At 35.7% G+C, this 13,835-nt stretch carries 13 protein-coding genes; 1 reads left to right on the forward strand and 12 read right to left on the reverse strand.

The window, feature by feature from the left end; translation table 11 throughout:
• Positions 1-43: 43 nt before the first annotated feature.
• Genes rbfA through rimP form a run of 6 tightly spaced genes read right to left on the reverse strand, consistent with a single transcriptional unit; the run spans position 44 to position 5,117 of the window.
• Positions 44-394, reverse strand: coding sequence for a 30S ribosome-binding factor RbfA (gene rbfA, locus ESZ54_RS01295; RefSeq protein ID WP_136135867.1), 351 nt, complete (start codon positions 392-394; stop codon positions 44-46).
• A gap of 12 nt (positions 395-406) precedes the next feature.
• Complete coding sequence (gene infB, locus ESZ54_RS01300) at positions 407-2,740, reverse strand: translation initiation factor IF-2 (protein ID WP_136135868.1); 2,334 nt, start codon at positions 2,738-2,740, stop codon at positions 407-409.
• Positions 2,741-2,763: 23 nt separating this feature from the next.
• Positions 2,764-3,069, reverse strand: a complete 306-nt coding sequence (locus tag ESZ54_RS01305; RefSeq protein WP_136135869.1) for a YlxQ-related RNA-binding protein — start codon at positions 3,067-3,069, stop codon at positions 2,764-2,766.
• A complete protein-coding gene (gene rnpM / locus ESZ54_RS01310; RefSeq protein WP_136135870.1) occupies positions 3,062-3,358 on the reverse strand; it encodes an RNase P modulator RnpM in 297 nt (98 codons plus the stop codon). Before rnpM ends, ESZ54_RS01305 begins: the two co-directional genes overlap by 8 nt.
• A 20-nt stretch (positions 3,359-3,378) precedes the next feature.
• On the reverse strand, positions 3,379-4,623 hold the full coding sequence (gene nusA / locus ESZ54_RS01315; RefSeq protein WP_136135871.1) for a transcription termination factor NusA: 1,245 nt from the start codon (positions 4,621-4,623) through the stop codon (positions 3,379-3,381).
• 20 nt (positions 4,624-4,643) lie between these two features.
• Entirely contained in the window at positions 4,644-5,117 is a 474-nt protein-coding gene (gene rimP, locus ESZ54_RS01320; RefSeq protein WP_136135872.1) for a ribosome maturation factor RimP, read from the reverse strand.
• Positions 5,118-5,682: 565 nt separating this feature from the next.
• Between rimP and abc-f the strand changes: the two genes are divergently transcribed.
• Positions 5,683-7,191, forward strand: coding sequence for a ribosomal protection-like ABC-F family protein (gene abc-f / locus ESZ54_RS01325; RefSeq protein ID WP_136135873.1), 1,509 nt, complete (start codon positions 5,683-5,685; stop codon positions 7,189-7,191).
• Between the two features lie 51 nt (positions 7,192-7,242).
• Here abc-f and ESZ54_RS01330 read toward each other — a convergent pair whose 3' ends face one another.
• The 6 genes from ESZ54_RS01330 to ESZ54_RS01355 all read right to left on the reverse strand — a co-directional run bounded on the left by ESZ54_RS01330 (position 7,243) and on the right by ESZ54_RS01355 (position 13,693).
• Complete coding sequence (locus tag ESZ54_RS01330; protein ID WP_136135874.1) at positions 7,243-7,995, reverse strand: tRNA 2-thiocytidine biosynthesis TtcA family protein; 753 nt, start codon at positions 7,993-7,995, stop codon at positions 7,243-7,245.
• Positions 7,996-8,008: 13 nt separating this feature from the next.
• On the reverse strand, positions 8,009-9,853 hold the full coding sequence (locus tag ESZ54_RS01335; RefSeq protein ID WP_136135875.1) for an LTA synthase family protein: 1,845 nt from the start codon (positions 9,851-9,853) through the stop codon (positions 8,009-8,011).
• A gap of 8 nt (positions 9,854-9,861) precedes the next feature.
• A complete protein-coding gene (gene nadE, locus ESZ54_RS01340) occupies positions 9,862-10,704 on the reverse strand; it encodes an ammonia-dependent NAD(+) synthetase (protein ID WP_136135876.1) in 843 nt (280 codons plus the stop codon).
• Positions 10,705-10,784: 80 nt separating this feature from the next.
• Positions 10,785-11,048 (reverse strand): type B 50S ribosomal protein L31, encoded by a 264-nt coding sequence (locus tag ESZ54_RS01345; protein WP_136135877.1) that lies wholly within the window; start codon positions 11,046-11,048, stop codon positions 10,785-10,787.
• Between the two features lie 90 nt (positions 11,049-11,138).
• Positions 11,139-12,410, reverse strand: a complete 1,272-nt coding sequence (rho, locus tag ESZ54_RS01350) for a transcription termination factor Rho (RefSeq protein ID WP_136135878.1) — start codon at positions 12,408-12,410, stop codon at positions 11,139-11,141.
• A gap of 17 nt (positions 12,411-12,427) precedes the next feature.
• Positions 12,428-13,693, reverse strand: a complete 1,266-nt coding sequence (locus tag ESZ54_RS01355; protein WP_136135879.1) for a UDP-N-acetylglucosamine 1-carboxyvinyltransferase — start codon at positions 13,691-13,693, stop codon at positions 12,428-12,430.
• Positions 13,694-13,835 lie beyond the last annotated feature (142 nt).

The following is a 13,835-nucleotide window of genomic DNA, read 5'->3' on the forward strand; positions in this document are numbered from 1 at the left end:
AAAAAAACCCAAGTGAAGGATTAAGATTCACTTGGGTTATCATCTAGTCTTGTCGATTCAATTTATTAATTAATTCATCAATATGATTACCATATTGGACAGACGCATCCACTTCAAAAATCAATTCTGGTGTTTTATAAATTTGCAAACGGTGACCTAATTCACGACGAATCAAGCCCGTAGCTTTTTCTAAACCTTTTTGAATTTTTTCTTTTTCAGAAGCTTTTTCTGCTAATGAACTATAATAAATAGTAGCTTGTTGTAAGTCTCCCGTCACATTTACTTCTGTAATTGTCACGTTTTCTATGCGAGGATCGCGAACTTTTTTTTGTAAAATGTCGTTAACTTCACGCAACACTTCTTGAGCGACACGACGATTACGATAGTTTGCCATTACTGTTTCCTCCTATTTTTTAACTTCTTGCATGATGAAGCCTTCGATGACATCATCTACTTTTACATCATTATAATTTTCGATGGTTACACCACATTCAAATCCCATTTTAACTTCTTTAGCATCGTCTTTGAAGCGTTTCAAGCTTGCTAAATCACCTTCATGGATGACAATACCATCACGAATTAAACGAATACCGCTATCACGACGAATGTAACCTTCTGTTACATAACATCCGGCAATCGTACCAACTTTAGAAACTTTGTAAGTTTCACGAACAAGCATTTGACCTGTAATTTTTTCTTCAAATTCAGGATCTAACATACCGTTCATAGCTGTTTCGATTTCTTCAATAACTTTATAAATAATTCGGTGTAAACGAATATCAACTTCTTCTTGCTCAGCTTGAATACGAGCTTGAGGTGTCGGACGAACGTTGAAACCAACGATGATTGCATTACTTGCAGACGCTAAGGTAATATCACTTTCGTTAATTGCTCCAACTGCTGAATGGACAATCTTAACACGTACGCCTTCAACATCAATTTTGTTTAAACTTGCTGCTAAAGCCTCAGCTGTTCCTTGCACGTCAGCTTTAATAATGACATTAACTTCTTTAATTTCGCCATCTTTCAAGCTTTCAAATAAATTATCAAGGGTTACTCGACTGTTTGATGAACGGTGTTCTAATAAAGCACGTTTCGCACGTTCTTCACCAGCTGCACGCGCTGTTTTTTCATCATCAAACGTTACAAAACGGTCGCCAGCTTGCGGGACATCATTTAAACCTGTGATTTCAACAGGAGTTGCTGGGCCAGCAGTTTTATCACGACGACCAATATCATTTGTCATCACACGAACACGTCCGTGTGTATTACCCACGACAATTGGATCACCAACTTTAAGCGTACCTTGTTGAACAAGTAATGTAACAACAGGTCCTTTACTCTTATCTAAACGAGCTTCAATAACACTACCGATTGCTCTTGAGTTTGGATTAGCTTTAAAGTCTTCGACTTCAGAAACCAATAGAATCATTTCTAATAATTCTTCAATGTTGTCGCCAAATTTAGCTGAAATTGGTACGAAGATTGTGTCTCCACCCCAATCTTCAGGAATTAAACCATGTTCACTTAATTCTTGCATCACGCGATCTGGATTGGCAGCTGGCTTGTCAATCTTATTGACTGCAACAATAATTGGCACACCAGCAGCTTTCGCATGGTTAATTGCTTCAACTGTTTGTGGCATCACACCATCATCAGCTGCAACAACTAAAATTGTAATGTCAGTGATACTTGCTCCACGCGCACGCATACTTGTAAAGGCCGCATGCCCAGGTGTATCTAAGAAAGTAATCTCTTTACCTTGAACTTCAATTTGGTACGCTCCAATATGTTGCGTAATTCCACCCGCTTCACCTAAAGTGACACGCGCGTCTCTTAAAGTATCAAGTAATGTTGTTTTACCATGGTCAACGTGTCCCATGATTGTCACAACTGGTGGACGAGTTACAAGTTGATCTGCTGGAATATCTTCGTCAACTTCAAAGAATTTGTCGATATCCGCAATATCTTCTTGAATTTTTTCTTGTGCTTCAATACCGTAATCAGCAGCTAAAATTTCAATCGTATCTTTATCAAGCGCTTGGTTTTGGTTAACCATTACACCTAACATAAATAATTTTTTAATAATTTCTGCCGGTTCACGGAAGATTTTTTTCGCAATATCAGCCACGTTCATTCCCTCAGTATAGACTAAAACTTCAGGCAACTCTTTAAATTTACGTGGTGGCACAGCCGGTTTATTAGATGTTTGGTATTTACCTTTACGTCCTTTATTATTACGGTTGTTACGACGATTAAATTTATTATTGTTATTTTGAGGACGGTTTTTATTGCCGCCACGGTTGTTTTGTTGTTGGTTTGAATTGCCACCTTTATTTTGGTTAGCATTCGTATTAGTTTTTTGACTATTTGTTGTATTTTGGTTTGATTTTGCTTGTTGTTGAGATTTTCCCGCACCTTGATTTGGTTTTACTTGGTTTGACGGACGATTCCCTTGGTTCTGATTATTCACATGAACATCCTTACTTTTTTTATTATTTTCTGATTTTTGGCTAGAATGACCCTGCTTCGTAGTATTGCTTGTTTGTTTTTTAGGTGCGTCAGTTTTGATAGCTGCCACCTTTTTTTCAATTTGTTGACGAATTTTTGCTTCTTCGTTAGAGGAAATGCTACTCATATGGTTTTTAATATCTAATCCTATTGAATGAGCTTTTTCGACTAATTGTTTACTTGAAACTTCTAACTCTTTAGCCAATTCGTATACACGTTTTTTACTCACGCAATCACCATCCTATTCTCTATTTATTCTTCCATTAGTTCACACATCTTTCGAGAAAAGCCTCTATCCTTCACGCCTAAAATCCCACGACTTTTTCCAATCGCTTGACTTAAGCCTACTTTTGAAGAAAAAATTACCAGAGGCACCTCATAAGTTTTACATTTATCTGTCATTTTTTTAATCGTACTATCGCTTAAATCATTTGCAATAATCACTAAATCTAATTCACCTTGACGAACGGCTTTTAATGTTGTTTCTTCACCCGAAATTAATTTTCCAGCTCGTGTTGCAAGACCAAGAAGATTTAATATTTTTTTCTCATTAGTCATTTGCAAATAGCTCTTTTCTTGCTTTTTGATGGGTAACATATTTTAAAAGCTCTTCATAAAATTCAGGTGTTAATTTTGATCCTAACACACGGTCCAAAATTTCTTTTTCCTGACTTTTAGTCACAACGTCAGGCTCCATAGATAAATAGGCACCACGTCCTGGTAGTTTACCAGTCGGATCAATCGAAACTTCCCCTTCTTTCGAACGAACGATACGAATCATATCCTTCTTTGGTTTCATTTCATTTAAGACCACACATTTTCTCATTGGAATTTTTCTTGCTTTCATCTATTTCGCCTCCCAGTACATTACTCTTCAGATTGTTCTGATGCTTCTTCAGTTACTTCTGATTCAGTCACAACTTCTTCAATTGTTTCTTCCACATCAGCGTTAAAATCTGGCATTTCAATATCAGATAACTCTGAAGCCATTGCTGATTCAGTAGCTTTAATTTCAGCTTCTGTTTCAGCTACCTTAGCTTCTCTTTCAAGTTTTTCTGCTTCGCGTTGTGCGATTACTTCATCCAATTCAGATTCAGGTTTGATATCAATTTTAAAGTTTGTTAAACGAGCGGCTAAACGAGCGTTTTGTCCACGTTTACCAATTGCTAATGATAATTGGAAATCTGGCACAATAACAGTACATGCTCTTTGGTGTTCATCGAACATAACATCAACGACTTGAGCTGGATTTAATGCATTAGCAATAAAGACCGCTGGATCTTCATTCCATTCAACAATATCCATGTTTTCGCCTTTAAGTTCATTCACAATCGCTTGAACACGTTGTCCTTTTGGTCCAACACATGTTCCAACTGGATCAATATCTGGATTCTCAGCTTTAACAGCAACCTTAGCACGATCGCCTGCTTCACGAGCGATACTGACAATCTCAACTTCACCATTATAAACTTCAGGAATTTCTTGTTCGAATAAACGTTTCAGTAAATCCGGATGACTACGGCTTACATAAACTTGAGGTCCTTTTGAAGTATTTTCAACTTTATAGATGTACACTTTGATACGATCGTGTGGTTGATACACTTCGTTAGGAATTTGATCTTGTTTAGATAAGACAGCTTCAATTTTCCCTAAATTCACATAAATATAACGACGGTCTTGTCTTTCAACAATCCCTTGCATAATATCATTTTCATAGGCACTAAATTCGTTATAAATGATTGAGCGTTCTGCTTCACGAACACGTTGTAAAATAACTTGTTTTGCTGTTTGAGCTGCAATACGTCCAAAGTCTTTCGGTGTCACTTCAAAGCGAATTGTATCGCCAATTTCGTAAGCTGGGTTAATTGTTAATGCTTCTTTTAAGCTGACTTCAAGTTGAGAGTCCATGACTTCTTCAGTTACTTCTTTAATAGAGTAAATGTGAACATCGCCTTTTTTCTCGTCAAATTTGATTTCAACATTTTGAGCTTGACCATAATGTCTTTTATAAGCAGAAACAAGTGCTGCATCCAATGCTTCAATTACGATATCTTTTGAGATACCTTTTTCTTTTTCTAAGGCGTCTAATGCACCTAACATATCTTTGTTCATCGTTCCTTCTTAACCTCCAGTTAAAATTTAATTGCTAGACGAGCTTTTGCGATATTTTTACGATCAAATGTCATTTCTTTTTCTCTTGTCTTAACAGTAACTGTTAAGGTCAATTGATCAGGTGTTAGTTCTTTTAAATAACCTTGAAACTGTTTTTCACCTTCAACAGTTTGATAAAGAGACACATTGATATATTCACCAATCGCTTTTTCATAATCAGTTTCTTTTTTTAATGGACGCTCTGCCCCTGGAGAAGAAACTTCTAAAAAATAAGGATGAGGAATCGGGTCAGGATCGATTGTATCTAATTTTTCACCTAACTGTTCGCTTACTAAGGCACATTCATTGATATCAATGCCACCCTCTTTATCAATAAAAACCCTCAAAAACCAATTTTTTCCTTCTTTAACATATTCGATATCTACTAACTCAAATGAATTGTGTTCCATAATCGGTTGAACTAAATCTGAAACAACGTCAACTACACTTGCCAAGCGTTTTCGCCTCCTCTTTATATTCTTGTTCATTCATCAAAAAGAGTGAGCGTTACACGCTCACTCTTTTCCGGTTATCTAATACTTTCACAGTATACCACATTTTGAGACACTTTACAATTATTGTGAAAACAAAGCAATCTGTTTTCCTGTTTATCTTAAGAGAAGTAAAAATGCATTTTAAATCTTGATTTTTAATCCACTGTATTTACAGAACTTACAAAAAAGTTATGTGTTCGTTAACAGAATGAAAAAAATGGTTTAATTAAAATTTAACAACTTTTCAAATTGACACTTTCTTATTGTCATGTTAAAGTGGCTTTAATAACGAAAGCGAGGGATCATCCATTGAAAATCTAACCAATTCACACATAAAATTATGCTTTAATACTAAGACTCGGCCAGAGGCTTATTTTGCATATTTTAGAATTGGTTAACACAAAATGGGATCCTACCTGATAAGCTTATTTAGGTATACTTTATCTACCCACGACCAATTCTGTCAAAAGATTGGTCGTTTTTTGTATTTAAGCACACTAATTACAGAAAAGGCGGCGGATGCTATATGAGTATTATAAAAATTGAAAATCTAACTTTTGCCTATGATGGCGCAGCACAAAATTTATTTGAAGATGTTACATTGAATCTAGAATCATCATGGAAATTGGGATTAATTGGTCGAAACGGACGTGGTAAAACAACATTCCTTTCACTTTTACAGAAAAAATATGATTTTACTGGTAAAATTGACCAACAATTACCTTTTGCATACTTCCCTCAAGAAGTGAAAGACCCTGAAACTTTAACTTATCTTTTAATTGATGAATTAACCACTGTAGAACAATGGCAAGTTGAAAAAGAATTGACGCAGCTAGGAACATCACTTGACTGCTTGTGGCGTCCATTCAGTACTTTATCCGGCGGCGAACAAACGAAAGTTTTACTTGCATTACTATTTGCCGACCCTGATTGTTTTCCATTAATCGATGAGCCTACCAATCATCTTGATGCCAAGGGACGTAAGCAAGTTGCTGCTTACTTAAAAGATAAAAAACAAGGTTTTATCGTTGTCAGTCACGATCAAGATTTTATTGACCAAACGGTAGATCATATTCTGGCACTAGATAAAAGTAAAATCGTACTTTACCAAGGAAACTACACCACCTTCCTTGAACAAAAAGAAGTTGAAGATATTACTGAAGAGATGGAAAACGAAAAACTCAAAAAAGAGATTGGCCGGCTGAAAGAAACAGCGCGAAAAAAAGGCGAATGGGCTGGGAATCGTGAGAAGGATAAATATGGTGACCCTCGTGTTAAAAATAGTGGTGCCATTGGAGATACTGGCTTCATTGGCGCCCGTGCAGCTCGTGTGATGAAAAAATCAAAACAATTAAACGAACGCATGTCACAACAAATCACTGAAAAAGAAGGCCTACTTAAAAATAAAGAAGTGATTAGTCCGTTAAAAATGAATGTCGAAGAAGATAATCACAAATTAATTCTAACCTTAGAAAACTTTACCTTATGCTATGATGATATCCCTCTTTTCAAACCCATTTCATTAACGATTAACCGCGGCGATCGGATTGCGATTATTGGTGAAAATGGTGTCGGTAAATCGACACTGATTGCTGCTCTTAAACAAGAATTTGAAGGCACTAGTCAAGGTAAACTAACTGTTTATGCTAAAGAAAATTGGAGTTACCTAAATCAAAAATTCGAATTATTAAATAAAGGAACACTGCAAGAATTTTGCGAACTACACAAACTTATCCTTGAAGACTGCTTAAATAACTTAAGGAAACTCGGTATTGATCGTGAAGTTTTCGCCCAAAAAATTGAAACAATGAGCATGGGGCAACAAAAGAAAGTGGAAGTGACTAAATCTTTAATCACGCCCAGTCAATTTTATCTATGGGACGAACCTTTAAATTATTTGGACCATTACAATCATGAGCAAATCATTACCACAGTTTTAAATGATCAACCTACCCTACTTTTCGTTGAACATGATCAACACTTTATTGATAAGGTTGCAACCAAAACAGTTGAACTTCTTCCTTATGAAGACTAATAAAAAAATACTCTTTCACTCGCCAAGTTATGGTAGTGAAAGAGTATTTTTTTATATATCTGGATTAAATTGGGTAAACCAGTCATTTTCTTTTGGATGTTCCATTGCTTGAATAAAACGGTGTTTGATTAAAGGATAATCTTGGCCCATTTTCTCAACAAAATATTTCATTTCTTCGCGCTTCGTTTTCTTATCAACGGGACAAGGATTAAAAATGACAGGCAAATCATAGTGTTCTACAAAGTGAATAATTTCTTTTTCTTCTAAATAGATTAAGGGACGAATTAAGTGAATATCAGTATTAGATAAATAGGTTTTCGGTTCAAAACTCTCCATCACACCATGAAAAAGAAAATTCATAAAATAGGTTTCCACTGCATCATCTAAGTGATGTCCTAATGCAACTTTTGAGCACCCTAATTCTTGACTGCGCTTATAAAGAATACCGCGACGTAATTTCGCACACAGTGAGCAAGGATTTTTTTCTTCCTTAATATCGAAGACAATTTCAGCAATTTTTGTTGGTACAACATCAAGCTCATAGCCTTTCGAGGCAACAAATTCTTGCATTGGTTTCAAGTCCATGTCAAAGCCCATATCTAATGAAATCGGGACAACTTCAAAAGAAAAACCCAGTCGTTCCTGTTTGGCAATTGTATCCAACATTTCAAAAAGAAATGTACTATCTTTCCCTCCGCTCATGCCAACCGCAATTTTTTCATTTGGTTGGATCATATCATAATTAAGAATTGCGCGGCGAATCGGATTATAGAATTTTTGATTCTCTTTACTTTTAAAACTCATAAACGTCCTTCTTTCACTCAAACATCGGATAGCTTCGTCCTTTTCCTGCAACTTGATCATATTGAATCACTTGGTAGGCTTCATATATTTCTTGTTCTTTCTTATTCAAAGAAACAGTCTGATGCCATTCATGATTTTGATAATATAATCCCTTTTCAAACGCTGGTAAAACAGATTGTAAATCCAACAATAGTTCAGTAAAACCTGTTGCTTTTACACCATTTTGATGGGTCAATTGTGCTTGAAAATAGAACGGACTCATTAACTGATGTTGGGTTAATGCTAGTTCTTTGGTATTCATAATAAAATATTCTGATTGACGCAACGTTTCTTCATTATTACTTTTTTCAACCTGCTCCGGATAAAACGACGGTAGATGATCACCCCAAAAAACTAAGCTCACAGGTCTGTCCTTTTTTTCTAACTTTTTAATAAAGCGAGCTAATGATTTTGAGGTATAACTCAAATCTTGAGCATAGTTGTTTAAGCTATCCGTATAATCGCCTAGGTCAGATTCAAAATCAGGATCTTGATATTTTTGATTATATGGCATATGCGTTTGCATTGTGACTAAATGAATAAATTGCGGCTCTTTCGTTTTGTTTAACAACATTAAAATTTCTTCAAATGCTGATTCATCAGAAATATAATCATTATTTTCAATTTTTTTCTGGTGTTTCATCTCTTTTTCGGAAATAAATTGATTAAAGCCTAAGACATCGTAAACTTGATTTCTTTTATACATCGATGTGTTATACGGATGAATAGCCGTTGTTTTATATCCTTGTTTATTTAGGTTTGAAACAATTGAAGGAAATTTTTCTTTCTTCGGTAGCAACATGGTATAAGGTGTATTTAATTGTGGTTTTAGTTCCGCCATTGAAAAACCAGTAAGTGCTTCAAATTCGATATTGGCCGTGCCACCACCGTAACCTTGTGAAAGCATTTGACCACTGACCTGGCTTCTTTTTGCCACTTCGCGATATGCTTTTAACGGGTCCGGACTAACTTTTACCCCTTTTAACCGATTTGGATCAGAAAAACTTTCTGACATCACGTAAATAATATGTGGTTTTTCATCTAGGTTCTTCTTCTTATTTTTTTCCATTGCTAACGAGTTGTACTTATCGACAATTGTATCAACCTTTTTATTTGTATATCCCTCCGGTCGCTCCATCGGGTCAACTGCTAAATTATAGAGAAAGCCACCGACGAAACCGACATTATAATAATTCATTTTTTGGCTATATGGTATCCATAAGGCAGTTCTACTATAAGCTTTTTTAAATTGATTATTTGGGCGATTAAATTGACCAACATAGAGTAAGCTTATCAGTGATAATACAGCAAAACTTGCTCTAACAACTAGCATAATACGATTTTGCTTTCGTGTTCGATAGAATGAATACCCTAGCAAACCAACTAGACTTAAACTGATAATAATAATAACGATCATTAATGGTAACCCTACAATATCCTTGAACATACTAAATTCGAAAATCATTTTGACGTCTTCTGGATATAGAGGCTCCATGCGATATTTCATTTTATAGAAGTTGACAATTGGGGCAACGGTCATCACAATCAAATAGACTAAATTGCCATAAAGAAACGAACCTGAAAAGGTAATCAATAATAAATCTATTAACAATAATACAAAAGTTCCAAGTAAGAATTTTTCTGTATGCCAGCTTGTTATAAATTTATAGACCAATGAAAAAGAATAACCATTTTGACTAAGTTGAAAATGGACATGCGTCAAAAATACAATCACCATCGTGAAACAGACACCCAAAACAAATTTGAGTTTTGGACGGCGTATTTTTTGTGCTTTTAATAAGTGTTTACTTTGTCTCATCTGCTCAATTAACTTTCTTGTTTTTTCCAAAAGGTGCTTGCAACAGTAATTGGCAAGTGACGCTTATGTTCTGATTTTTGGTACCACGATTCAATCGTTTGAGCATCTTTTTCATCAACCTCTAAGCCTTCTAAATAATTGTCAATTGCTTCATAAGAAACGCCTAAGGCACTCTCATCTGAAATCATCGGACGATTTTCTTCTAAATCTGCTGTTGGCACTTTTAAATATAACGAAGGATCCGCTTCTAAATAGCTCAAAATTGAACGTCCTTGACGTTTCGTTAAACCTGACAGTGGCAAAATATCAGCAGCTCCATCTCCAAATTTGGTATAAAAACCAGTGACACTTTCAGCAGCATGATCCGTTCCTATGACAGCACCATTCATCTCGCCAGCAATTGCATACTGAGCTATCATTCTAGCGCGTGCTTTAATATTGCCTTTGTTAAAGTCTGAAATCAGCATTGAACTTGATGTTTTTATTTCAGATACAAGTGCATCAACAGTCGTTTTGACATTGATGACTAATGATTGATCTGGTTGAATAAAGTCCAAAGCTTTTAACGCGTCGTCTTCATCATTTTGCTTGCCATATGGTAAACGAATTGCGACAAACTGATACTCATTGTCGTTAAGTTCCATTCTTAATTCTTTAATTGCAAGCTGAGAAATCTTTCCAGCCAATGTAGAATCCTGGCCACCGCTAATACCTAAAACTAATGTTTTTATAAATGGATAGGTTTGAATATATTCTTTTAAAAAATCGATTCTTGCGCGAAGCTCTGTCGCCGGATCAATGGTTGAATTAACGCCAAGTGCCTTAATGATTTCTTGTTGCAATACTCGCATATTAATCATCCCTTCATTTTTTGAAATTTATTTTAAATAAAAAAGGCTCCTCTTGAAATAGAGAAGCCATGAAACATTCATTATTTTGCAGCGTTTGTGTCTTTGAAACCGTATTTTTTGTTGAAACGATCCACACGTCCGTCTGCTTGAGTGAATTTTTGACGTCCAGTATAGAAAGGATGTGAGTCAGAAGAAATTTCCACACGAATTAATGGATATGTATTTCCGTCTTCCCATTCTACTGTTTCTTCAGAATTTTTAGTTGATCCTGATAAAAATTTAAAACCTGTTGTTGAGTCCATAAACACTGTTGGATGGTACTCTGGATGAATTCCTTGTTTCATTATTTTCTCTCCTTTGCCCTGAATCATTTGCTGAATCAGAGTTTAATTTTAACACTTTACATCTTATCATGAATTGTATCACTTAGCAATTCATTTTTTAGAAAAAGATACATCTTTAAACGCTTTGAAAAAATCAGCATTTGTTTTTGTTTTCTTCAAGAATTTTAACAATTGATTAGTCGTTTCAATTGCGTCACCACGCATATTTTTGCGGATTTTCCAAATCTCATCTAATTGATCAGCTTTCATTAAAAGATCTTCTCGTCTCGTACCTGAACGTTTAATATCAATTGCAGGGAAGACACGTCTTTCTGATAGCTCTCTCGAAAGATGTAATTCCATATTTCCGGTTCCTTTAAATTCTTCATAAATCACGTCATCCATCCGGCTACCAGTATCAATTAAGGCCGTAGCTAAAATCGTTAAGCTACCCCCCTCTTCAATATTTCGAGCCGCACCGAAGAAACGTTTAGGTTTATAGAATGCAGCCGGATCAATCCCACCACTTAGTGTTCGACCACTTGGCGGAATCACTAAGTTATAAGCACGCGCAAGACGCGTAATACTATCCATTAAAATCACAACATCACGTTTATCTTCAACCAAACGTAAAGCGCGTTCTAAAACAAGTTCGGACACTCGCGTATGATTTTCTGGTAATTGATCAAAAGTTGATGAAACCACTTCACCTTTAACACTTCTTTCAATATCTGTTACCTCTTCAGGACGTTCATCGATTAACAACACAATTAATTCAACATCAGGATAGTTTTCACTAATCCCATTTGCGATTTCTTTAATGACGCTTGTTTTACCTGCTTTAGGTGGTGCGACAATTAAACCACGTTGACCAAACCCAACTGGCGCAACAATATCCATCATACGAGTTGCTAAACGGTTTTTGACTGTTTCTAATTGAATCGCCTCATCAGGATAAAGAGCTGTCAACGCAGGGAAATGAGGGCGTTCTTTGGCTTCCTCAGGGTTTTTCCCATTAACAGACTCTACGTGCATCAAGCCATAATAACGTTCTGTTTCTTTTGGAGGTCTAGCTTTACCAGAAACTTTATCACCATTTCGTAGTCCAAAGCGACGAATTTGCGAAGATGAAATATAGATATCTTCTTTACTCGACATATAGTTAATTGGACGTAAAAAACCATAGCCTTCTTGAGAGACGATATCCAAGACGCCTTCCATCATGTAAAAGCCTTGTTTTTCAGCTTGTGCACGAATAACGGCTAAGGATAACTCTTTTTTATTCATTTGACTATAATAGGGAATTTTAAATGTTTTGGCATAAGCATAGATATCTTTTAATGTTTTATTTTTTAATTCACCCATTGTTAAATAATCGCTCATCTTTAGCCCTCTTTATCTTAATTTTCTTCCATTGCTACATCAGCTCCAAGAGCTGTTAATTTATCAATAATATGATCATAGCCTCGTAAAATATTACCCACATTTGAAATTTTAGTCGTACCATTAGCCATGATTCCAGCAATCACTAAACAAGCGCCTGCGCGCAAGTCACTCGCTGTTACTTCACCACCTTCTAATTTTAAATCTTTCGAACCATTTAAAATAATCATATTGCCTTCAACACTAGCATCAGCACCCATTCTAACAAGTTCTGGAATATGATTAATACGTTTTTCATAAATCGTATCAATCACCATACTTTTACCTGAAGCACATAATAGTAATGGCGTCATCGGTTGTTGTAAGTCCGTTGCAAAACCCGGATATGGAACTGTTGTTACATTTGTCGGTTTTAGTTCTGGACTAGGATGAACTGTAATCGTGTCTTCTTCAATGATCATATTAACACCCATCTCTTCTAATTTCGATAAGAAACTTTCAAGATGTTCATAAATGACATTTTTAACTTTTACGCCTTCACCATATGCTGCAGCTAATGATAAATACGTACCTGCTTCAATTCGGTCCGGAATCATCGCATGGCGACAACCATGTAATTCTTCAACACCATCAATTCTAATTTCATTAGTACCTGCACCTCGAACCTTGGCACCCATATTATTTAATAATGTTGCCACATCAATGATTTCAGGTTCACGTGCCGCATTTTCAATCACAGTACGTCCCTTAGCTTTAACTGCTGCTAACATGACATTAATCGTCGCACCAATTGACACCATATCCATAAAGATACGCGTACCATGCAAACCTTCTTCTTTTGTACGTAAATATGTCGCACCATGTTCAGTTGTCACGCTCGCACCTAGGGATTCGAAACCTTTAATATGTAAATCAATTGGACGTGGACCTAAATAACAACCACCAGGCAATCCAACTACACCCTCACCAAATTTCGATAATAAGGCACCCATAAAATAGTACGATGCTCTTAAACTATTAATTTTTCCACTTGGCATTGGAATTGATACCATTTCACGAGGATCAATTACCATGACATTGTCTTTAAAGGTGACTTTAACACCCATCATTTCTAGAATTTCTTTTAAAGAATGAACATCTTGAATATCAGGAACACCTTCCAAAGTCACTGGCGAATCCGCCAAAATTGCAGCTGGAATTAAAGCAACAGCACTATTCTTTGCACCACTAATCGTTACTTCTCCTGTTAGTTTCTTACCGCCATTAATTATCATTCGTTTCATTTTAATTTAATATCCTCACTTTACGCTTGAAAAAAGCTGCTTAAAAAATCAAGCAGCTACATTAGTTTTATATTTTTTTATATCAGTATAATTCTAGCATACAATGTACGATAAAAAAAGGGAAAGCGTACTATATCAGGTA

This window comes from Vagococcus silagei, from assembly GCF_004795745.1.
Taxonomy (GTDB): Bacteria; Bacillota; Bacilli; order Lactobacillales; family Vagococcaceae; genus Vagococcus; species Vagococcus silagei.

Coding starts and splice junctions, on each gene's coding strand:
- ESZ54_RS01305 (WP_136135869.1), bottom strand. CDS start 3,069: ATGACTAATGAGAAAAAAATATTAAATCTTCTTGGTCTTGCAACACGA.
- rbfA (WP_136135867.1), bottom strand. CDS start 394: ATGGCAAACTATCGTAATCGTCGTGTCGCTCAAGAAGTGTTGCGTGAA.
- ESZ54_RS01330 (WP_136135874.1), bottom strand. CDS start 7,995: ATGAGTTTTAAAAGTAAAGAGAATCAAAAATTCTATAATCCGATTCGC.
- nadE (WP_136135876.1), bottom strand. CDS start 10,704: ATGCGAGTATTGCAACAAGAAATCATTAAGGCACTTGGCGTTAATTCA.
- rho (WP_136135878.1), bottom strand. CDS start 12,410: ATGAGCGATTATTTAACAATGGGTGAATTAAAAAATAAAACATTAAAA.
- ESZ54_RS01335 (WP_136135875.1), bottom strand. CDS start 9,853: ATGAGACAAAGTAAACACTTATTAAAAGCACAAAAAATACGCCGTCCA.
- nusA (WP_136135871.1), bottom strand. CDS start 4,623: ATGAACAAAGATATGTTAGGTGCATTAGACGCCTTAGAAAAAGAAAAA.
- ESZ54_RS01355 (WP_136135879.1), bottom strand. CDS start 13,693: ATGAAACGAATGATAATTAATGGCGGTAAGAAACTAACAGGAGAAGTA.
- abc-f (WP_136135873.1), top strand. CDS start 5,683: ATGAGTATTATAAAAATTGAAAATCTAACTTTTGCCTATGATGGCGCA.
- ESZ54_RS01345 (WP_136135877.1), bottom strand. CDS start 11,048: ATGAAACAAGGAATTCATCCAGAGTACCATCCAACAGTGTTTATGGAC.
- rnpM (WP_136135870.1), bottom strand. CDS start 3,358: ATGAAAGCAAGAAAAATTCCAATGAGAAAATGTGTGGTCTTAAATGAA.